The 19,134-nt window shown below is 65.7% G+C and carries 17 protein-coding genes; 3 read left to right on the top strand and 14 right to left on the bottom strand.

The window, feature by feature from the left end; genetic code table 11:
• Positions 1–422: 422 nt before the first annotated feature.
• A complete protein-coding gene (locus HGI30_RS11055) occupies positions 423–2,174 on the top strand; it encodes an ABC transporter ATP-binding protein (protein WP_168907614.1) in 1,752 nt (583 codons plus the stop codon).
• Positions 2,155–4,014 (top strand): ABC transporter ATP-binding protein, encoded by a 1,860-nt coding sequence (locus HGI30_RS11050; protein ID WP_168907613.1) that lies wholly within the window; start codon positions 2,155–2,157, stop codon positions 4,012–4,014. Before HGI30_RS11055 ends, HGI30_RS11050 begins: the two co-directional genes overlap by 20 nt.
• 132 nt (positions 4,015–4,146) lie before the next feature.
• Here the strand turns inward: HGI30_RS11050 and HGI30_RS11045 are convergent, their stop codons facing one another.
• Genes HGI30_RS11045 through HGI30_RS11030 form a run of 4 tightly spaced genes read right to left on the bottom strand, consistent with a single transcriptional unit; the run spans position 4,147 to position 7,225 of the window.
• Complete coding sequence (locus tag HGI30_RS11045; protein ID WP_168907612.1) at positions 4,147–4,980, bottom strand: MBL fold metallo-hydrolase; 834 nt, start codon at positions 4,978–4,980, stop codon at positions 4,147–4,149.
• 1 nt (position 4,981) lies between these two features.
• Entirely contained in the window at positions 4,982–5,650 is a 669-nt protein-coding gene (locus HGI30_RS11040) for a GNAT family N-acetyltransferase (RefSeq protein ID WP_168907611.1), read from the bottom strand.
• 27 nt (positions 5,651–5,677) lie between these two features.
• The gene (locus HGI30_RS11035) at positions 5,678–6,340 is read right to left on the bottom strand and encodes a GNAT family N-acetyltransferase (protein WP_168907610.1); all 663 of its coding nucleotides are present in this window, start codon (positions 6,338–6,340) and stop codon (positions 5,678–5,680) included.
• A gap of 24 nt (positions 6,341–6,364) precedes the next feature.
• Positions 6,365–7,225, bottom strand: a complete 861-nt coding sequence (locus tag HGI30_RS11030; protein ID WP_168907609.1) for a carbon-nitrogen hydrolase family protein — start codon at positions 7,223–7,225, stop codon at positions 6,365–6,367.
• 191 nt (positions 7,226–7,416) lie between these two features.
• Here HGI30_RS11030 and HGI30_RS11025 point away from each other — a divergent pair, with 191 nt between their 5' ends.
• A complete protein-coding gene (locus tag HGI30_RS11025; protein ID WP_168907608.1) occupies positions 7,417–7,899 on the top strand; it encodes a C40 family peptidase in 483 nt (160 codons plus the stop codon).
• Positions 7,900–8,010: 111 nt separating this feature from the next.
• On the opposite strand, the gene HGI30_RS11020 is transcribed toward HGI30_RS11025, so the two are convergent.
• From HGI30_RS11020 to HGI30_RS10975, 10 genes are all read right to left on the bottom strand, one after another.
• Positions 8,011–9,384, bottom strand: a complete 1,374-nt coding sequence (locus tag HGI30_RS11020; protein ID WP_168907607.1) for a HAMP domain-containing sensor histidine kinase — start codon at positions 9,382–9,384, stop codon at positions 8,011–8,013.
• Positions 9,381–10,079, bottom strand: coding sequence for a response regulator transcription factor (locus tag HGI30_RS11015; RefSeq protein WP_168907606.1), 699 nt, complete (start codon positions 10,077–10,079; stop codon positions 9,381–9,383). Before HGI30_RS11015 ends, HGI30_RS11020 begins: the two co-directional genes overlap by 4 nt.
• 32 nt (positions 10,080–10,111) lie before the next feature.
• Positions 10,112–11,674, bottom strand: coding sequence for an ABC-F family ATP-binding cassette domain-containing protein (locus HGI30_RS11010; RefSeq protein WP_168907605.1), 1,563 nt, complete (start codon positions 11,672–11,674; stop codon positions 10,112–10,114).
• Positions 11,675–11,783: 109 nt separating this feature from the next.
• Positions 11,784–13,424, bottom strand: coding sequence for a serine/threonine-protein kinase (locus HGI30_RS11005; protein ID WP_168907604.1), 1,641 nt, complete (start codon positions 13,422–13,424; stop codon positions 11,784–11,786).
• A gap of 113 nt (positions 13,425–13,537) precedes the next feature.
• Positions 13,538–14,554, bottom strand: a complete 1,017-nt coding sequence (locus HGI30_RS11000) for an SAM-dependent methyltransferase (protein ID WP_235680380.1) — start codon at positions 14,552–14,554, stop codon at positions 13,538–13,540.
• Positions 14,551–15,342 (bottom strand): ABC transporter ATP-binding protein, encoded by a 792-nt coding sequence (locus tag HGI30_RS10995; protein WP_168907602.1) that lies wholly within the window; start codon positions 15,340–15,342, stop codon positions 14,551–14,553. Before HGI30_RS10995 ends, HGI30_RS11000 begins: the two co-directional genes overlap by 4 nt.
• A gap of 43 nt (positions 15,343–15,385) precedes the next feature.
• A complete protein-coding gene (locus HGI30_RS10990) occupies positions 15,386–16,234 on the bottom strand; it encodes a deoxyribonuclease IV (protein ID WP_168907601.1) in 849 nt (282 codons plus the stop codon).
• Positions 16,235–16,236: 2 nt separating this feature from the next.
• A complete protein-coding gene (locus tag HGI30_RS10985; RefSeq protein ID WP_168907600.1) occupies positions 16,237–17,055 on the bottom strand; it encodes an Fpg/Nei family DNA glycosylase in 819 nt (272 codons plus the stop codon).
• Between the two features lie 50 nt (positions 17,056–17,105).
• Positions 17,106–17,954, bottom strand: a complete 849-nt coding sequence (locus HGI30_RS10980; RefSeq protein WP_168907599.1) for an HAD-IIA family hydrolase — start codon at positions 17,952–17,954, stop codon at positions 17,106–17,108.
• On the bottom strand, positions 17,951–18,946 hold the full coding sequence (locus tag HGI30_RS10975) for a ribonuclease H-like domain-containing protein (RefSeq protein WP_407945039.1): 996 nt from the start codon (positions 18,944–18,946) through the stop codon (positions 17,951–17,953). Before HGI30_RS10975 ends, HGI30_RS10980 begins: the two co-directional genes overlap by 4 nt.
• Positions 18,947–19,134 lie beyond the last annotated feature (188 nt).

Here is a 19,134-nt window from a genome sequence, read left to right as displayed (position 1 = left end):
ACGGAACGCAGAAGCGCTCCATTCCTGTCTTAGACGCGGATCATCCGCGATCCGCAGAGCCTGACGATAGCAGGCGGCGGAACGGACGGATGACCGTCTATGGTCAGGGAGGATCCTTCGGTTCAGAGCTCGATCATGGACCGCTTCGAAAAAGCCTGCGGAAAAACGGCGCTTGCGCCGGCAGGCGAATCGACTGCGATCCTATGAAATTACGAGATCTGAACACCCTTAATCATCAATAGCTCCCCTTTTTGGAAAAGTGGATGAAAGGCGATTGGAATCGGCCTTCCCCTATCCTACCCGGAATCCCGTGCGGAAGTCAATTTTTGCTTCAAAGGAAAGATTTTGGCCCTAAAATGTTCGGCACGAAGCGGATGGAGGTATAATGGAGGCGAAGAATTTTACGGGGAGGAATGCTCAGGATGAAGGAACGCCTGCTGCGCCCGTATCTGGCCGCCAAGGCGCAGCTGTACGCCGCGGCGCTGCTGGCCATCGCGCTCGGCAATATCGTCCAGTCGCTGTATCCGCGCGTGCTCGGCGACTTCACCGACCGGCTGCAGCACGAGGCGCTGACGCCGGAGCTAATCAGCCGCTCGGCGCTGATGCTCGCCGGCATCGCCCTGCTCTACAGCTCGCTCGCCGGATCCGGCCAATACCTCATCATGAGGCTGGGACGGAACTTCGAGCGCTTGACGCGCAAGAAGCTGTTCAAGCAGTTCACACGCCTCAGCGAGGCGTATTACGCCAAGCATGGCGTCGGCAGCATGCTGAGCTACGTGCTGAACGACGTCAAGTCGGTGCGGGAAGCGATCTCCGCCGGCTTCAACCAGACGGCCAACGCCGTCATCCTGCTCGGCAGCGCCGTCGTCATGATGGCGCTGTCCGGCCTGCCGCTCGGGCTCGTCGCCGCCTGCGTCTCCCCGCTGCTGCTCATCCCGCCGATCGTCGTCTACTTCGGCCCGCGCATCCGCGAGCGCTCCCGGCTCGCCCAAGAGGAGCTGGCCGCCATGACCGAATCCGCGGAGGAGCAGATCGGCGGCATGCGCGTCACGCAGAAGTTCGCGGTCGAGCCGATGATGGAAGCCCGCTTCGGCGCCCGCGTCGACGGCGTCTACGGCAGCCAGCTGAGGCTCGTGCGGCTGAGCTCGCTGTTCCAGGCGCTGCTGCCGTTCCTCGGCTCCGCGTCGCTCGTCGTGACGCTGGCCGCCGGCGGCTATCATGCGCTGAGCGGAAACATCACCGTCGGCATGTACGTCTCGTTGACGCTGTACGTGCGGCTCATGATCGGCCCGCTCCAGCAGATCGGCAACGTCATCAATACGATGCAGCGCTCGCGCGCCAGCCTCGAGCGCATCCAGGAGCTGCTCGCGAGCCGGCCGGACATCGAGGACAGTCCGCAAGCAGCCGAGCTGCCGCAGCATGCGGACATTGCCGTCCGGGGCCTGACGTTCCGCTATCCGGGCTCCTCGCGGCCGGCGCTCGATCGCGTCGATCTCGACATCCGCTATGGCCGCACGACCGCGCTCGTCGGGCGCACCGGCAGCGGCAAGACGACGCTCGCCAAGCTGCTGCTGCGCATGATGGAGCCTCCTGCCGGCGCGATCCGGATCGGCCCCTCCGACATCCGGGACGTGACGCTGCGCTCGCTGCGCGGCTCGATCGCCTACGTGCCGCAGGACGGGTTCCTGTTCAGCACGACGCTCGGGGACAACATCGCCTTTTCCAAGCGGGACGCCACCGCGTCCGAGATCGAGAGCGCTTCCCGACAGGCGATGATCTACGAGCAGGTCCAGCAGTTCCGGGAAGGCTTCGGCACCCGGCTCGGCGAGCGCGGCGTGACGCTGTCCGGCGGACAGCGCCAGCGGGCAAGCCTGGCGCGGGGGCTCGTCAAGGAAGCGCCGCTGCTCATCCTCGACGACAGCGTGAGCGCGGTCGACGCGGAGACGGAAACGGCCATCGTGTCCAGCATCCGCCGCGGAAGAGCGGGCCGGACGACGCTCGTCATCGCCCATCGCATCAGCGCCATCCAGCATGCCGACGAGATCGTCGTGCTCGACGAAGGGCGCGTCGTCCAACGCGGCACGCATGAGCAGCTGCTGCTCGAGGAAGGACTGTACGCGGAACTCGCGGCGCTGCAGAAAGGAGGAATGGAGCATGGCCGAAACGGCGCCTGAGCCTGCCCCCGACCAACGCGGAAAGAAGGGGCCGGAGCCTCCTCCTGCCCCCTCTTCGGCGGCCGACGGTTCCGAGCGGACCGCCTTGCGCGGCCTGATGACCTACGCGAAGCCTTACCGCAAGACGTTCGCCGGCGTTGTCGCCTGCACGGTCTTCGCGATCTCGGCCGACCTGCTGCAGCCGTACCTCGTGAAGATCGCAATCGACGACCACCTGATGAGCGGCGGCGGCGAGCTCGGCCCCGTCCTGCTGCTGGCGGGACTGTACCTGGCGCTGTCGCTGCTCGCGCTCGCCTTCAGCTACTGGCAGAGCCTGCTCGTCCAGCGGGCCGGACAGGGCATCGTCTCCAAGCTGCGCAAGGATCTGTTCCGCCATCTGTCGCGGCTGTCGCCGTCGTTCTACGACCGCATGTCCAGCGGCAGCCTGGTCACGCATATGTCCGGCGACACGGAGACGGTCAGCCAGTTCTTCACGCAGGTATGCCTCAGCCTGTTCCGCGACGGGCTGACGCTCGTCTTCATCCTGTTCCTCATGTTCCAGCTCGATCCGGTGCTGGCCGGCTACAGCCTGCTGCTGCTGCCGCTGATCGCGCTCATCGCCGCCGGGTTCCGCAGCTACATGCGGCGCACGTACCAGCAGTCGCGCAGCCGCCTGTCGCGGCTGATCGCCTTCACCGCCGAGAACCTGAGCGGCATGAACCTCGTCCAGGCGTTCCGCCAGGAGCGCGAGCAGCAGCGGCAGTTCGAGGAGCGCAACGGCTCCTATTACGAAGCCAACCTGCGGGAAATCCGTACGAACGTGCTGTTCAACCGCTCGTTCGACCTGCTCGGCAACCTGTCGGTCGCCTTCGTCACGTGGCTCGGCGGCCGCGCCGTCTACGGAGAAGGGCTTGAATTCGGCGTCCTCTATGCGTTCATCACGTACATCCGCCAGTTTTTCCAGCCGATCAACTCGATCACCCAGCAGTGGAACACGCTGCAGGCCGCCTCCGTCTCCATGGACCGCATCTGGAAGCTGTTCCAGACCCGTTCGGCGCTGCCGGACGCCGCCCCCGCAGCCGCGCCGGAGCTGGACGGCATCGGCTCCGGCGCGGTGCGCTTCCGGGACGTCGAGTTCGGCTATGATCCGGCAGAGCCCGTGCTGCGGGGCATCAGCCTCGACATCGCGCCCGGCGAGACGATCGGCATCGTCGGCACGACCGGCGCCGGCAAGAGCTCGCTCATCAGCCTGCTCTGCCGCTTTTACGACGTGCAGCGGGGATCGGTATCGATCGACGGCGTCGACGTGCGCCATATTCCGCTCGCGCGCCTGCAGCGCGTCGTCGGGCTCGTGCAGCAGGAGCCGTATCTGTTCTCCGGATCGATCCTCGACAACGTGCGCTTGTTCGATCCGTCGATATCCGAGGAGGAGGCGCGCGAGGCATGCCGCTTCGTCGGGGCCGATCGCCTCATCCGGCGGCTGCCGGACGGATACGGGACGATGCTCAGCGAGAAAGGGAGCGGACTGTCGGCCGGGGAGCGCCAGCTCATCAGCTTCGCCCGCATCGTCGTCTTCCGCCCCTCGATCCTCATCCTCGACGAGGCGACCGCCAGCCTCGACTCCAGCACCGAGCAGATGGTGCAGCAGGCGCTCGCGGCCGTCTCCGAGGGACGGACGACGCTCGTCATCGCGCATCGGCTGTCGACGATCATGAACGCCGACCGGATCGTCGTCATGCGCGGCGGCAGCATCGTCGAGTCCGGCACGCACGGCGAGCTGCTCGGCAAGGGCGGCCCATACGCCCGCCTGTACCGCCACTCCCAGGGCCGGCCGGACTCCGGCAGCCAGCCTGCAGGCTGACAGGCGGAAGCAGCGGCACGAGCATCCGGCATCCCTGCTTCGACCGATTTCCGTGGAAGAACGAACAACCGCATTCGCCGGAGCAAGTCTCCGGCGAATGCGGTTGTTTTGGGTTGCGGTCGGCCATGCCGATCAATCGGCCTGCGCCTGGCCTCCGATCCGCCTCGTCAAGCCGGTCTGGGCGAAAGCCATTCCTGCCGGCAAGCCATAGTCGCGCATCAGGTCGATGTCATGCGACAGATGGGTCAGCAGCAGCTCGCCGGGCTGCAGCTCCCGCTGCAGCTCGATCGCCTCCTTCACGTCGTACAAGGATCGCGTCTCGTACGAGTACGGCTCTTCGTAAAAGCTCGTGCCCAGGATGACGAGGCGGCAGCCGCGAAGCGGAGCCTTCATGCCGTCGTCGAGGCCGATCGCATCGGAGCAGTAAGCCCAGCTCAGCCCCGTCTCCGCCTGTTCGAAGCGGTAGGCGTAGGAGTAGCCGTTGTGCCCGTGATTCACGCGCCAGCAGCGGATCGTCCAGCTGCCGAGGCGGAGCGGCTCGTCGCAAGGCAAAAAGTCGATCCAGCTCTCCAGCCAGGGAAACCGGTCGAGAATGGCCGGGATGACTTCCGCCGGGGCGAAGGCCGTTCCTTTTTGCTTCGTCCGACGGCAGGCGTCCGCCCATTCGACGAGCCCGCCGATATGGTCGAAGTGCGCGTGGGTAATCAGGATGCGCCGGACCGAGCGCAGTCCGGCCTCCTCCATCTGGCGGCCCCAGTCGGGGCCGCAATCGATCAGCGTCGCCGCTCCGTCCGCATCGAGCCCGCGCAGCAGCAGCGACGAGCGCGGCCGGCGGTTGAAGCCCGTGCGGCGGGATTCCTCGCATACGACGCAGCTGCAATAGACGCGCGGCACGCCCATCGCATCTCCCGTGCCGAGAAAGCGCAGCTCGAGCGGACCAGGACGGCCGTCTTCGTAAGCGCTCATGCTACAGCGGAAGCAGGGCGACGCGACCCTGCCGCTTCAGCCCCGCCACCATGTCGTACCACTGCGCCGGCTTGGCCTCGATGGCCGAATAGTACGTCTCGAGGAATTCCGCCGCCAGAGCGCCCGGTATGCCGTCCAGCTCCTCGTCCTGCGGCAGGAAGCCGAGATCGAGGCCGCTCACGGCTCCTCCCTGCAAATCCCAGGACGGGTGCACGTAGTCGAGCTCCAGCCGCTTGTAGCCGATATGGGACAGCACCTCCCGCCGCACGAACGGGTTCATCGGATCGGCGCCGCCGAAGCCGTGCTCCGTGCGGTACGGATCGTAGATTTCCGCGAACATGCCGATCGGCTCCGTACCGGATTCGGCCGCCAGGCGGGCAAGCTCCTTCTCCCGGCTGCGCAGCAGGAACCGTCCGACGCCAAGGCCGGGACGGCCGATGATCGTGAAGTCGGTCATCGCGACGCGCAGCTGCGGATAGTAGCGGTATTCGGTCGCGCCTACGGCTTCCCCGTCATGCAGGGCGACGCAGACGTGGATGCCCGGGTCCTGCAGCGGCCCCTCCCACAGCTCGTAGGCCAGCACCTCCTCCGGAGGAAAGATATCCTGGAGCAGGCGGTGCAGCTTGGAAAAATGCTCGTCCTCGATCGATGTGATGCGGTAATAGTCCATGTGATCGCTCTCCTTGTCGTTCAGTCGTCAGCGGGGAAGAAACGGATTGCGCCATTCCATCATCGCGGCATGGCCGCAGGATTCCTCGTCGTCCAAATAGGCCGATGCGACGCCGACCGGCGTGCGGCCGCAGCGCAGCAGGAAGCCCAGCACCGGGTCGTTCAGCTCGCCGCGCAGGACGGCGGAGAGGTACGCCTCGGCGCTCATCCGCTCCGCGTGGCGATGATAGCCCGGCAGGCGGCCGCCGCCGAGCAGCCGCTCCAGGCCGAGATGGACGACCGTCTCGTACATCGTCTGCATGAGCCAGCGGCCGATGCCGCTCTTGCGGTACTCCGGCACGACGCAGATGTCGACGACATACAGCGTCTGCCCGTCCGGCTCGTGGGTCGAAAGGCTGCCGTCCCCGGTCGCCTCCGACCAGCTTCGGTGCTCCCCCTCCGCCGCATGCAGCCGCATGCCGGTCATCGAGCCGACGAGGATGCCGCCGGCCTCGGCGCACAACGCTCCTTCCGGAAAGAGGCGCACATGCTCGGCGATCTGTCCGCGCGTCCAGAGCAGCTCCTGCGGATAAGGCGGCGGGAAGCTCCGCCGCTGCACCTCGATCAGCGCATCGGCGTCCTCGAGCGAATAGCGGCGGATGACCGTCTCGGCCGGCTTGCCCTCATGCTGGACGTAAAGCGTCTTGTACATGTCGCGTCAGCCCTCCTTGGCGAGTCAGGACCAGTCCGGATACAGGTCGGTGCGGCGATCGCGCCATGTCGTCACCGAGCCGGCTCGGCGCACGTCCTCCAGCAGCCGCAGGTCGAGATCGGCGACGATCAGCATGTCCTGGTTGTCGTCGCCCTCGCACAGGATGCCCCGAGGCGGGAACGGAATGTCGTTCGGCGTGATGACGGCGGCCTGGCCGTAGTTGGCGCGCATGAAGTCGACGCGGCGAAGCGAGCCGGTCGTGCCGGTCGTGACGATGTAGACCTGGTTCTCCACGGCCCTCGCATGCGCGCAGTAGCGGACGCGGTAGAAGCCGTGGCGGTCGTCCGTGCAGGACGGGCAGTAGATGACGTCCGCGCCTTTGGCCCGCGCCATGCGCACGATTTCCGGAAACTCGATGTCGTAGCAGGTCAGCATCGCGATCGTGCCGAAAGGCGTCTCGAACACCTCGAGCCCGTCTCCGGGCGCCATGTTCCACTCCTCGACCTCGGTCGGCGTCAGATGGATCTTGGCCTGCGTGCGGATGCCGCCGTCCGGCTGGAACAAATAAGCCGTATTGCGGAGCTTGCCGTCGTCCGAGCGGACGACATGCGTGCCGCCGACGATGTGCATGCCGTATTCGGCCGCGAGAGAGCGGAACAGCCGCTCGTAGCGCTCGGTGAACTCCGGCAGGCGGCCGATGCCGAGCGGCCTTCCCTGCCCGTCTCCGATCGACAGCAGCTGCGTCGTCAAAAACTCCGGGAAAAGCAGCATCTGCACGCCGTATTCGGAGGCGTTGCGCACGTAATGCGTGACTTGGGCTGCGAATTCATCGAAGCTGCCGATATCCTCCAGATGGTACTGGACCGCCGAAACTCTATATTTCACCGCAAATCGCCTCCTCTAAACGCCTTCATGAGAAGATTCTCACGAAGTTCTCATATTGACGGGGGAATCGCGCCAGAACTGGCATGACGCTCTTACTGGAATAAATTAGGTCACTGAGCCTATGGTATAGTAGCCTCAGTCAACAAACACCCTTGTACACCGTACACCATGATGGAGGGACACCACAAGATATGCGCATGAGCAACTGGAAAAAAACGATCGCCCGCCTCAGCCTCTGTGCTGCTATCGGCGTGGCTGGCATCAATCTCGGATCGATTCAATCGGCCTCGGCCGCTACGCCGGAGTCGGAGAAGCTGCTCGATTACGGCAAGCAGTACCTCGGCGTGCCGTACCGGCTCGGAGCTCCAAGCGGCGTCACATACGCGTTCGACTGCTCCTCGTTCACGCAATACGTCTTCAAGAAAAACGGCGTCGCCCTGCCGAGAACGTCGTCGCAGCAAGCCCAGAAAGGCGCGAAAGTGGCTCGCGGCTACTTGAGCAAAGGCGATCTGGTGTTCTTCACGAACAGCAACGGCAAAGGCATCGGCCATGTGGCCATCTACGCCGGCTCGAACAAGCTCCTGCATACATACGGCAAGACGGGCGTCACCGTCTCCAGTCTCGGCACCTCGTACTGGAACAAGCATTATGTGACCGCCAAGCGCGTGCTGTAGTCCCGAATCCGACTCCTGCCTCCCCAAGCCCCGGACCGCTGCTCCGACGAGCCGCCGACCGGGGCTTTTTGCATGCGCCGATATTCAAGCCCAAAAAACACGTCCGGCCGCTCAGCGGCCGGACGTGTTTTTGAGCGTCTGCGGGAATTGCAGCGTTATGGTCGTGCCCTTGCCGGGCTTGCTGAACACGTCGATCTGGCCTTCGTGCAGGTCGACGATGCGCTTGGCGATCGACAGGCCGAGCCCGACTCCGCCCGTCGTGCGCCGGCGGGCGCCGTCGACGCGGTAGAAGCGCTCGAACAAGTGCTGGATCTCGTTCTCCTCGATGCCGATGCCCTTGTCGGTCACATGGATGCGCACCGACTGCTTGACGGAGCTCACCGTGACATCGATCGGCTCCTTGCTGTACTTGATCGCGTTGTCGAGCAGGATGACGAGCAGCTGGCGGATCTTGTCCTTGTCGCCGGACATCCGCAGATCGCCGGCAGAAGTATGGACGCGGATCTGCCGCTGGAACGTCAGCTGCAGCATCGAGGCCAGCTCGTCGACCATCTGCACGACGTCGAACGTCTGCAGGCTGAGCCAGTCCTCCTGCTCCGCCTCGGCCAGCATGAGCATCGACTTGGTCAGGTTCTGCAGCCTTTCCGACTCCTTGGCGATCGCCTCGATCGCCTCGTCGCGGATTTTCACGTCGTCGCGTCCCCATCGCTTGAGCATGCCCGCATAGCTGCTGATGACTGTCAGCGGCGTCTTGAGTTCATGCGAGGCGTCGGCGACGAACTGCTTTTGGCGCGCGAACGTGCGGTCGAGCCGCTCGATCATCTGGTTGAAGGCGCGGATGAGCTGCAGCAGCTCCGCCGACTCCTCCTTGTCGCCGATCTCGATCTTGCGCAGCTTGCCGCTGCGGTCGATCTCCCGCATCGTCTGCACCATGTGCTGGATCGGCGCCGTCAGGCGCGAGGTGAACCAGTACGTGCCGAAGATGGCGAACAGGATCGCCCCGATGCTCGTCACCGACAGCGCGGCGACAAGCACCTTCATGTAGCTGTCCTGGAGGTTCAGCTTGCGTTCGATCTCCAGCATGCCGATGATTTCGGAGTCCTCGTACAGCGGCACCTTCATGTAGAGGACGCGCGTGCTGCCGACGAACATCTCGCCCTGCACGTGATACGGCTCGAACTTGACCGGCAGCGCGAGCAGGTCGGTGTCGGAGCCCTGCAGGTTGACCGTCTTGCCGTCAGGCGTGATGATGCGGATCAGCTCGTTGACGTTGTAGAACTCCCGCAGCAGCCCTTCGTCGGACAGATGGTCCTTGTCCATGATCTTGTTGTTCTCAAGGATCAGGTTGACCTTGTTGGTCATGACCTGCTGCTCGCTGCGGGTCGTGATCTTGGTCATGAACAGATAGACGAAGATGTTGAACAGGATCAGGATGAAGATGAGCCAAAAGATGGTGAAGAGCGTGAACCTCTTGCGGAGGGTCATGCCTCGGGCTCCTTCATCATGTAGCCGACGCCGCGCACCGTATGGATCAGCTTGTGGCGGAAGCCCTTGTCGAGCTTCTGGCGCAAGTATCGGATGTAGACGTCGACGAGGTTCGTCTCGCCCATGAAGTCGTAGCCCCATACCTCGGAGAGGATCTCCTCGCGGGATTTCTCCTCGTTCTTATGCTGGGCGAGGTAGACGAGCAGCTCGAACTCGCGAGGGGTCAGATCGATCGCGAGCTCCTTGCGGAACACCTTGCGGGTGCGAAGCTCGACCGTCAGGTCGCCGATCTTGAGCAGGTCGGAGCCTTCGGATTCCTTGGGGTTCTGCTGGAAGATGCGGAGCAGGTTGCGCACGCGCGCGAGCAGCTCCTCCATGGCGAAGGGCTTCGTCACGTAGTCGTTCGCTCCGTGCTCGAATCCGCTCACCTTGTCGGGAACCGTATCGCGGGCCGTGATGAGAATGACGGGAATGGGATTGCCGGACTGCCGCAGCCTCCGCAGCACCTCGATGCCGTTGAGCTCCGGCAGCATGACGTCAAGCAGGACGAGGTCCCATTCGCCGGAGGACGCCTGCGTGAAGCCGCTGCGGCCGTCCGCGGCATGTCCGACCTCATAGCCTTCATGCTCCAGCTCCAGCTGGAGGATGCGGGCGATGCTCTCTTCGTCTTCAATGACCAGAACGCGTTCATTCATTCTTCGATGTCACCTGCTTTCCGGTGGGTTGGCTAGTTTTGGCTCTGAGCCTGCTTGAGCGACCAGGACTCGACGTCCCAGGTCTTGGTCACCCAGCTCTCGTAGAAGTCCGGTTCGTGCGAGACGAGCACGACCGTGCCGCGGTACGCCTCGAGGGCGCGCTTCAGCTCGGCCTTGGCGACGACGTCGAGATGGTTCGTCGGCTCGTCGAACAGGATCCAGTTGCTCTCGCGGAGCATCAGCTTGCAGAGCCGGACCTTGGCCTGCTCGCCGCCGCTCAGCTGGTTGAGGGCGCGGGTGATGTGCTCGTTCTTGAGCCCGCAGCGCGCGAGCGCCGCGCGCACCTCATGCTGGTTCATGCCGGAGAACTCGTTCCACACGTCGTCGAGCGGCGTCATCGTCGGAGCTTTGGCCTCCTGCTCGAAGTAGGCCGGCAGCAGGTAGTCGCCCCGATACACCTCGCCGCCGAGCGGCTCGATGCGGCCGAGGATCGTCTTGAGCAGCGTCGACTTGCCCACGCCGTTGCAGCCGACGATGGCGATCTTGTCGCCGCGCTCGATCAGCATGTCCATCTCCGGCACGAGCTGCTTCGTATAGCCGATGCGCAGCCCTTTGGCCTCGAAGATCGTCTTGCCGCTCGTCCGGCCCTCGTTGAACTTGAACGTCGGCTTGGCGGCCTCCTCGGGCTTGTCGATACGATCGATCCGGTCCAGCTGCTTCTCGCGGCTCTTCGCCCGTCCTGAAGTGGAAGCGCGCGCCTTGTTGCGCTGGATGAAGTCTTCCTGCTTCTTGATGAAATCCTGCTGCTTTTCGTATGCGCCGAGATGCTGGGCTTTATTCAGCTCGGCCATCTCGAGGAATTTCTCGTAGTTGCCCGTGTAGCGGGTCAACCGTGCGAATTCCAGATGGTAGATGACGCTGACGACCGAGTTCATGAAGCCGGTATCGTGGGAGATCAGCAGGAAGGCGTTGGGATAGTTGCGCAGGTAGCCCGCGAGCCACGTGATATGCTCCTCGTCCAAATAGTTCGTCGGCTCGTCGAGCAGAAGGACCGTAGGCTTCTCCAGCAGCAGCTTGGCGAGCAGCACCTTGGTGCGCTGGCCGCCGCTCAGCGCCGTGACGTCGCGGTCGAGGCCGATCGCGTTCAAGCCGAGGCCGTTGGCCATCTCCTCGACCTTGACGTCGAGCATGTAGTAGTCGCCGATCTCCAGCTCTTCCTGAATCTCGCCCATGCGCTCCAGCAGCGCGTCGAGGTCGGCGTCCGGCTCGGCCATCGCCGCCGTCACCTCGGACAGCTCCTGCTCCAGCACGAGCAGCGGAGCGAAGGCGTCGCGCAGCACGTCGCGGATCGTCTTGCCGGCCTGGAGCTTCGTATGCTGGTCGAGGTAGCCGTAGCGGATCTTCGGCGTCCACTCCACGCGGCCCTCGTCCTTGAGCTGCTTGCCCGTCAGGATGTTCATCAAGGTCGACTTGCCGGCGCCGTTGGCTCCGACGAGGCCGACCCGCTCGCCTGCGAGCAGGCGGAAGGAGACTTCCTTGAACAGGATGCGGTCTCCGAATGTATGCGATAAATTTTCTACAGTAAGTAAGCTCATGAGTAGTTGATTTCTCCATTCCTTAGAAATGCGAAGGAAACCGGATCAGCGGCCCCTAATAGGTGATTGTACCATAAACCGCCCCTTCTTGGCTCCCCCCTCCCGCGAGCTAAATGCGCAGGCTCGCGGCGATCCGCTCCAAAAGCGGAGACAAGGCACCGCGCACGGCCGCTGCCGCCTCGCCGCGCCGGGGCAGCGGAAAGCCTTGCCACAGCAGTCCGTACCACGACTCCGCGTCCAAAAACGGCATGAAGGCGGACGGACGGGCCGGAAGCAGGCCGAGCCATTCGCGCCGGTCCGCGAAGCGGACATCCTTGTTGGCGATCCAGTGGATCCGGTCCGGGCCGAGCCGGGCGGACAGCTCCTCCAGCAGCCGGATGCGCTCGCGGCTCCAGCGGGAGGGATCCGGATCGGCGACGACGACGGCCGCTGCCGAGCCGGCGATGCGCTGCAGCGCGTCGCCGGCGGTCCAGCCGGATGACCAGTCGAGCAGCTGCAGCGTGCCGGCACGGCTTTTCAGCATGAGATCGAGCCGAGCCGACGCTTCGTCCCGCTCCAGGTCAGGCGCGCCGCTCTGACGCGGCAGCCATTCCACGCCGTCCTGCAGCCAGCGGCCGAAGCGCGGATCGAGCGCAGCAGGCAGCGGCTCCGGAGCTCCGAGCAGAGCCTGCCAGTGCGGACGGTCGCACGCGAGCTCGGCCGCCTGCACCGGCCAGCCTCGGTCGGCGGCGAGCCTCGCCAGCATGAGGCAGATGAACGTGGCGCCGCTGCCCGGCGACAGCGACAGCACGGAGATCCGCCCCGGCGCGGCGGCTCCCGGGAGAGCGGCCGGGAATGCGGCCGGGAATGCGGCGGACAGCCCGCCGAAGGGGCCGGAGCCGCCGGCGGGCGGAGGCGTTTCGCCCTCCCCCTCCAGCCAGCTGCGGATCGCCGACTCCGCCTCCCGCATGCTGGCGAATCGGCGGGCGCGCTCCGGCTCCAGCAGCCGCGTCAGCCAGTACGGCAGCTCCTTTGTCCGTCCCGCTTGGACGCGGAGGTCCGGCGCAGCGCCTCGCATCAGACGGACGAGCAGGCAGCCGAGCCCGTACATGTCGGTGCGGGCATCGCTTTGGCATCCGGCAAGCTGCTCCGGAGCCGCATAGCCCGGCGTGCCGAGCTGCGTCGTGTCGGAAGCCGCTTCAGGCGAGAAGCGGCGGGCGATGCCGAAGTCGATGAGCATGAGCCGGCCGGAGCGCGCGGCCATGACGTTGGCCGGCTTGAGATCGCGATGGATGATCGGCGGCCGCTGCTCGTGCAGGTAAGCGAGCGCCGAGCCTAGCTGCAGCGCGGCGGCGGCCGCCTCGAGCGCCGTATAGCCCTCCGGCCTGGCCCTCGCGGCCTCCTCAAGCGTGCAGCCTTCGATGTAATCCATGACGAGCATCTCCGGCCGACCTCCCTCCGAAGGGAAATAATCATGCAGCCGCGGCAGATGCGGGTGCTCCAGCTTCATGTGCAGCCTCGCCTCGTCCGCGCTCGGAAGCTCGCTCCAGCTGCCGGCCGGCTTCAGCTTGAGCGCCCGCAGCGCTCCGCCGAGACGCAAGTCTTCGGCCGCATAGACCTCCCCCATGCCGCCCTGGCCGATCAGGCTGAGGACGCGATAGCGGCCTCCCACGACGTCGCCGGGCTGCAGCGAGCCCTCCGCCGCTTCCTCGGGCAGCCCGAGCTGGCCCGTTTCCTCCGTCGACCGCATTCCGTCCTTCTTTCTCCGCATGCCGATTCCCCTTTCTCTAAGCAAAAAAAGCATCCCGCCGCAGGCAGAGCTCTCCCTTGGAGAGTCTGCCGGCATGCGGGATGCTTTCCCGTCGTCATGATTGCCGTATCATCTTAGCGTTTCTTCATGCAGAGGGTCATTTCCTCCCGGTTGTGAAAAAGCTGGCGCGCGCCGACGATGTCGAACGACTCGCCGAAGCGCTGCATCACCTCGCGGATCGTCTGCAGCGGCTTGCGATGCATGAGCTTGATCGTGACGATCGCCGAGCCTCCGCTCTGCAGCGCAGGCGCGAGGTCCAGCACGAGCCGGCACATCTGCATCGGGCTCCAGCTCATGTCGCAGACGAGCAGGTCGAAGCTGCCCGGCTCGAACTTGACCTCGGAGGCGTTTTTGCGCAGCACGGTCAGCGTTCGGTACGCCTGCAGCGACGGATGCAGCTCGGCGGGGTCGACCGCCGTCACCTTGAGCCCTCGTTCGAGCAGCAGGGACGTCCAGCCTCCCGGCGCCGCCCCGATATCGAGCGCCCGCGAGAAGCGCGAGTAGTCGAGCCCGAACTCCCGCTCGGCCTCCAGCAGCTTGAACTTCGCCCGCGAAATCTGGCCGTCCTCGCGCTGGAAGCGGACGGCTCCGCCCGGCCAGTCGCTCAGCATCTCCTCCGGCGTGCCGATGCCCGCGTACAGCGTATCGCGCGAGGCGTAGACGGCGACGAGCGAGTCCGGCTGCTTGTGCGCCGGCTCCGCTCCCGCCTCGGCCAGCACGGCGTCGAGCACAGCGCGGGCGTCAGCGGCGGAATAAGGGAACGGGCTGCCTTCCGCCTTGCGGATATGGACCCCGACCCGCTTGCCCGCGAGATGGCTCCGGGACAACCGCAGCCAGTCGCTGAGCCAGTCCAGGTCGTCGGCGTCGAGCGACATCGCGCGCGAAGAGTCGACCGGCTGGAGATGCCTCAGGAAGATCGGCTTGCGGTCCCGGATCGATTTCATCACCTCGTCCCGCCCCTGCGGCAGCTGCATCAAAAACGTCTCGCCCGGCGACAGCTGCGAGAGCGACAAGCCCTCGAACTGCCGGCGGAGCTCCTCCATCGCGTAGGAGGCGTATTGCTTGTTGGCGGTACCTATCCAAACGGTCAATTCTCTACACCATCCGCTCTTACTTTTATCCATGGCCTGCCGTAATCCCAGTCCACCTCGATCGGCATCTCGTACGCCTCTGAAAGCACGTCGCCGCGCAGCACCTGCTCCTTGGGACCCGCATGGAGCAGGCGTCCCTCATGCAGCAGCGCCACATGGGTGAACAGCGGCAGGATCTCTTCCATATGGTGAGTCACGTACAGCACGGTCATCCGCTCGTTCGTCAACCGGGCGATCGCCGCCAGCAGCTTCTCCCGCTCATGCAGGTCGAGGCCGGAGCACGGCTCGTCGAGGATGAGCAGCTCCGGCGAGCTCATGAGGGCGCGGGCGAGCAGCACCTTTTTGCGTTCGCCCTGGGACAGCGTGCCGAGCGGCTGCTCGGCCGCATGGGCGAGACCCGCCCGCTCGAGCTGGGCGAGCGCCTTGCTCTTGACGGCGGGATCGATCTCCTGGTAGAACCGCAGGAAAGCGTATTCGCCCGTCGCCACGACTTCCCATACGGGATCGGCGAGCGCCAGCTTCTCGAGCAGCGACTGGCTGATATAGCCGATCCGCTTGCGGACCTCGCGCACGTCGCACTCCCCGTACCGGAAGCCGAGCACGTCGATCGTGCCGGAGGTCGGAAACAGATAGCCGGTCATCATCTCGAGCAGCGTCGTCTTGCCCGAGCCGTTGCGGCCGAGCAGCACCCATTGCTCCCCGCCGCCGATGCTCAGGCTGACCTCGCTCAGTATCGTCCGCTGGTCCCGCTGCAGATGCAGCCGGTCCAGCTCCATGACGGCCGTCATGGGCATGCCTCCTCTCGCGGGCGATCGCAAGCGCCATCGCCGATCATCGATTGACTCCCTCGCCCGTGCCGAGCAGCCGCTCCAGCTGGCCGGCATAGCCGCCGCCGTCGTCCTGGCTCGTCTCCAGCACGGCGGGGACGCCGGGAAAGTGCCGCAGCAGCCACCCGAGTCCGTCCAGTCCAAGCTCGCCTTCGCCGATCCGGGCATGACGGTCCTTGCGCGAGCCGGAAGGGTAGACCGACCCGTTGAGATGGAGCGCCCGCACCTGGCTGCGCGCCGCCTGCCCCGCAGCCGAAGACGCCCATGCGGGGGCTGGCCGGCCGTCCCAGACGCCGCTCGCGAACAGATGGCAGCTGTCGATGCAGATGCCGAGCTTGTCCGGCTCGCGGCAAAGCGCCAGCACCTGGACCAGCTCCTCCATCGTCATGCCCATGAAGCCGTGGTTGCCGGCCTGGTTCTCGATCAGCAGCCGGCAGCGGCCGTCCCAGCGCTCCGTGATGAAGTCGAGCGTGCGGATCATCAGCTTGTACCCTTCCAGCGGATCGGCTTGCTTGTACATGCCGAAATGCACGACGACGCCCGCCGAGCCGCAGCTTTCGGCGATGTCGAGATCGTTCAGCAGCGAGAGCGCCGTGCGCTCCCGAGTGCCGGCGTCCGCCGAAGCCAGATTGCACGGATAAGGCGAATGGGCGATCGACTCGATGCCGTTTTCCGCGCAGAAGTCGCGGCATCGGCCGGCATCGCCGCGGTCGAACGCCTTGACGCCGAGCGAGCGCGGATTTTTAGGAAAATATTGAAAGGACCCGCAACCGGCTGCCGCAGCGCGCTCCGCCGCCGCTCGATACCCGCCCCGCGTGCTCACATGGCAGCCCAGCCTGCCGAAGCGGCTCATCGTCAATGGTCCTTTTGGCAGGAAGGACAGAAGAACACCTTGCGCGACGCCTGCTCCTCCTGCACGATCGCGGAACCGCAGCGCAGGCAAGGCTCGCCCGCACGGTCATAGACCTTGCACTGGCTGTTGTAGCCCCCGGTCGTGACGTCGCCGGCGCGGAACGGATGCTCCATGTAGCCGCCGAGCGTCTTGGCCTCCGTCAGCACGGCCTGCATCGAGGCATAAAGCCTCGTCAGCGCAGCGGGCTCCAGCGCGCCGATGCGCGCGCCCGGCAGCACCTCCGCTTGCCAGGCGATCTCGTCGGCGTAGCAGTTGCCGATGCCGGCGAGCACGCGCTGATCGACGAGCGCCGACTTGAGCGCGCTGCGCTTTTTGGCGAGCAGCCGCTGCGCGAACCGCTCCTCCGTCAGCTTCGGATCCAGCGGCTCCGGGCCGAGCTCGGCCAGCCTTGCTTCCGCCTCGCGGGCGCTCAGCAGATGCAGGTATCCGAGCCGCAGCCCGATGAAATACAGGTTGCCGTGCTCGAAGCCGAGCCGCACCTGCACCGTCCGGTCCGGCTTCTCTTCCTCCGAGCCGAAATACATCCAGCCGCCCAGCATCAGATGCGCGAGCAGGCGCTCGCCGCTGTCCAAGTGCAGCAGCAAATGCTTGCCCCGGCGCTCGACGAACCAGATCGCGCGCCCTTGCACGCGGCGGATGAACTCGTCGGCGGGAACATTCAGCGATTTTTCGCGGCTGACTTCGGCGGAGACGATCTTCTGCCCCGCCAGCGCGTCCGACAGCAGCACGCGGTATCGATCCATCTCGGGATATTCCGGCATGATTGGCTTCGCATCCTTCCTCATGGTGTAGCGGTCTTCGCGTCCCGTTCTTATGTCCCAATCCCGCGCGAAACATACGCGGCCAGCTCGCCGAGGCCCTCGCAGGAAGCAAAAGGCCTCACCCCGGCCGTTTCGGCGTAGCGCTCATAGTTCGCGGCGTCCGTCAGGCCCGTCAGGACGAGGATCGTCCGGCAGCCCGAGCTCTCGCCCGCCGCAATGTCGGTCGCCAGATTGTCGCCGACGACCCAGGCTTCGTCCGCCGGCAGTCCGAGCCGATTCAGCGCGTAGTCCATCAGCACCGGGGACGGCTTGCCGATCAGCACCGGCTCGATGCCGGACGCGGCCCGCAGCATCGCCCCGATCGACCCCGCTCCGGGAAACAGGCCGCCCTTGGAGGGAAGCAGCAGATCGGGATTCGTCATGATGTAGCCCGCCCCTCCGAGCAGCTCGCGCACGGCGGCGGCAGCCTTGCTATATGTAAACTCGCGGTCGATGCCTTGCACGACCACGTCCGCTCCCTCCTCGGCGAAGGTCAGTCCGGCCGCAAGCAGCGCCTCGGACAACCCGCTCTCGCCGATCAGGAACACGCGGCCGCCCGGATAAAGCTCCGCCGCATGCGCGGCGGCTGCCTGCGCGGAGGTGCACACCTCGTCCGCCTCCGCAGGTATGCCCATCCGTCGCAGCCGCTCGGCCACGTCCTCGGGACTGGCCGAGGAATTGTTCGTCACGTACAAATAAGGGAGCCCTGCGGCGCGCAGCGAGCCGATCAGCTCCGCCGCCCCTTCGATCGCCTCGTCTCCCCGGTAGATCGTGCCGTCCAGATCCAGCAGCAGCCCGGATATCGGCCGGTCCGGCCGGCGCAGTCCGGGAAGCTGCGGTATTGCCGCCTCGTTCGTCATGCTTCCGCCTCCCTGTCTGATGCCGCGCCCGCCTTGCGGAGCAGGCGGTCCCGGCGCCGGCGCAGCTCCTCGAGCTCCGCGCGGCGCCGGGCGTCGCGCCGCTGGAGCGGATGCGCGGAGGCCAGCCCCAGCGCCTCCTCCGCCAGCTCCAGCGCGGCGAGGCTGTCCTTGGCCCTGTGCTCGAAGTACATCGCCAGCTCGACATGCGAGCGCCAGTCGGGCAGCGCTCTATCCGCGCCCCTGGCCGCAGCTAGTTGCCACAATACCACAGCGCGTTCCCAATTGCCAGCTTTCTTGTCCCTCATCGCGAGCCCGTGCAGCACGTCCGGGGCGGCCCCGGACGCGGCGATCCGCCCGTACATCCGCTCCGCCTCGCGCGGCTCTCCCATGCGCTCCAGCCAAAGGCCGGTCCGCAGCAGCTCCTCGCCGGCGTCCGGCATCGGGAACGCGCTCCCCGCCTCGCCGGCAAGAAGCCGTCCGAAGCGGATGCCGAGGCAAGCGAGCGTCACCATGTCCTGCTCGTTGTGGCGGAACACGCCTTCGAGCACCGACGGGTCTTCTTCCGCCAAGTAACGGAAATAAAGCGTCGGGGCCATCGAGCCCGGCACGTCGTCCTGACGGAAGATGCCGAGGCGCTCCTCCTCCACGTGGCTCAGCCGGCAGGAGGCGAGCGTGTTTTTCCAAAGGCTGCGCGACGGGTGGAGGAAGTCCAGATGAAGCAGCTCCGGCAGCGAGCGGCCAAGGCCGTTCAAAATGAGGCGCGTCTGCACGAGCGGCCAGTCGAACGAGCGGCCGTTGTACGTGGCGAGCCAGCGGAAGCGCGGCAGCAGCGCCTCGAGCTCCGCGAGCATCGCCCGCTCCTCCGCCGGATGGCGGATCAGGAACTGGCGGACGACGTAGCCTTCCGCCTCGAAATAGCCGAGCCCCATCATGAACGCCACGTTGCCGGCGCCGCCGCCGAGCCCGGTCGTCTCGAGGTCGAGGAACAGCACGTCGCCGGGCGAGGGCGCCGCTTGTTCCTCCGGATGAAAGGCGGACAGCCTGGCGCAGGCATCGATCCACTCCTTGAGCCGATGATGGCCGCTGCGATGGTTCAGCGGCAGCAGCAGCCGCCGCTCCAGGCATTCGCCGGACCCGTTCGCATGCAGCCGCACGCCGAGCTTGGCCCAGCCGGGGCCCG

It is taken from the genome of Paenibacillus albicereus (genome assembly GCF_012676905.1).
GTDB lineage: Bacteria > Bacillota > Bacilli > Paenibacillales > Paenibacillaceae > Paenibacillus_O > Paenibacillus_O albicereus.
Note: the sequence above shows the minus strand (reverse complement) of the source record. Positions and strands in the feature narration are given on the sequence as shown.

Coding starts and splice junctions, on each gene's coding strand:
- HGI30_RS11055 (WP_168907614.1), top strand. CDS start 423: ATGAAGGAACGCCTGCTGCGCCCGTATCTGGCCGCCAAGGCGCAGCTG.
- HGI30_RS11050 (WP_168907613.1), top strand. CDS start 2,155: ATGGCCGAAACGGCGCCTGAGCCTGCCCCCGACCAACGCGGAAAGAAG.
- HGI30_RS11045 (WP_168907612.1), bottom strand. CDS start 4,980: ATGAGCGCTTACGAAGACGGCCGTCCTGGTCCGCTCGAGCTGCGCTTT.
- HGI30_RS11040 (WP_168907611.1), bottom strand. CDS start 5,650: ATGGACTATTACCGCATCACATCGATCGAGGACGAGCATTTTTCCAAG.
- HGI30_RS11035 (WP_168907610.1), bottom strand. CDS start 6,340: ATGTACAAGACGCTTTACGTCCAGCATGAGGGCAAGCCGGCCGAGACG.
- HGI30_RS11025 (WP_168907608.1), top strand. CDS start 7,417: ATGCGCATGAGCAACTGGAAAAAAACGATCGCCCGCCTCAGCCTCTGT.
- HGI30_RS11020 (WP_168907607.1), bottom strand. CDS start 9,384: ATGACCCTCCGCAAGAGGTTCACGCTCTTCACCATCTTTTGGCTCATC.
- HGI30_RS11015 (WP_168907606.1), bottom strand. CDS start 10,079: ATGAATGAACGCGTTCTGGTCATTGAAGACGAAGAGAGCATCGCCCGC.
- HGI30_RS11010 (WP_168907605.1), bottom strand. CDS start 11,674: ATGAGCTTACTTACTGTAGAAAATTTATCGCATACATTCGGAGACCGC.
- HGI30_RS11005 (WP_168907604.1), bottom strand. CDS start 13,424: ATGCGGAGAAAGAAGGACGGAATGCGGTCGACGGAGGAAACGGGCCAG.
- HGI30_RS10995 (WP_168907602.1), bottom strand. CDS start 15,342: ATGACGGCCGTCATGGAGCTGGACCGGCTGCATCTGCAGCGGGACCAG.
- HGI30_RS10990 (WP_168907601.1), bottom strand. CDS start 16,234: ATGAGCCGCTTCGGCAGGCTGGGCTGCCATGTGAGCACGCGGGGCGGG.
- HGI30_RS10985 (WP_168907600.1), bottom strand. CDS start 17,055: ATGCCGGAATATCCCGAGATGGATCGATACCGCGTGCTGCTGTCGGAC.
- HGI30_RS10980 (WP_168907599.1), bottom strand. CDS start 17,954: ATGACGAACGAGGCGGCAATACCGCAGCTTCCCGGACTGCGCCGGCCG.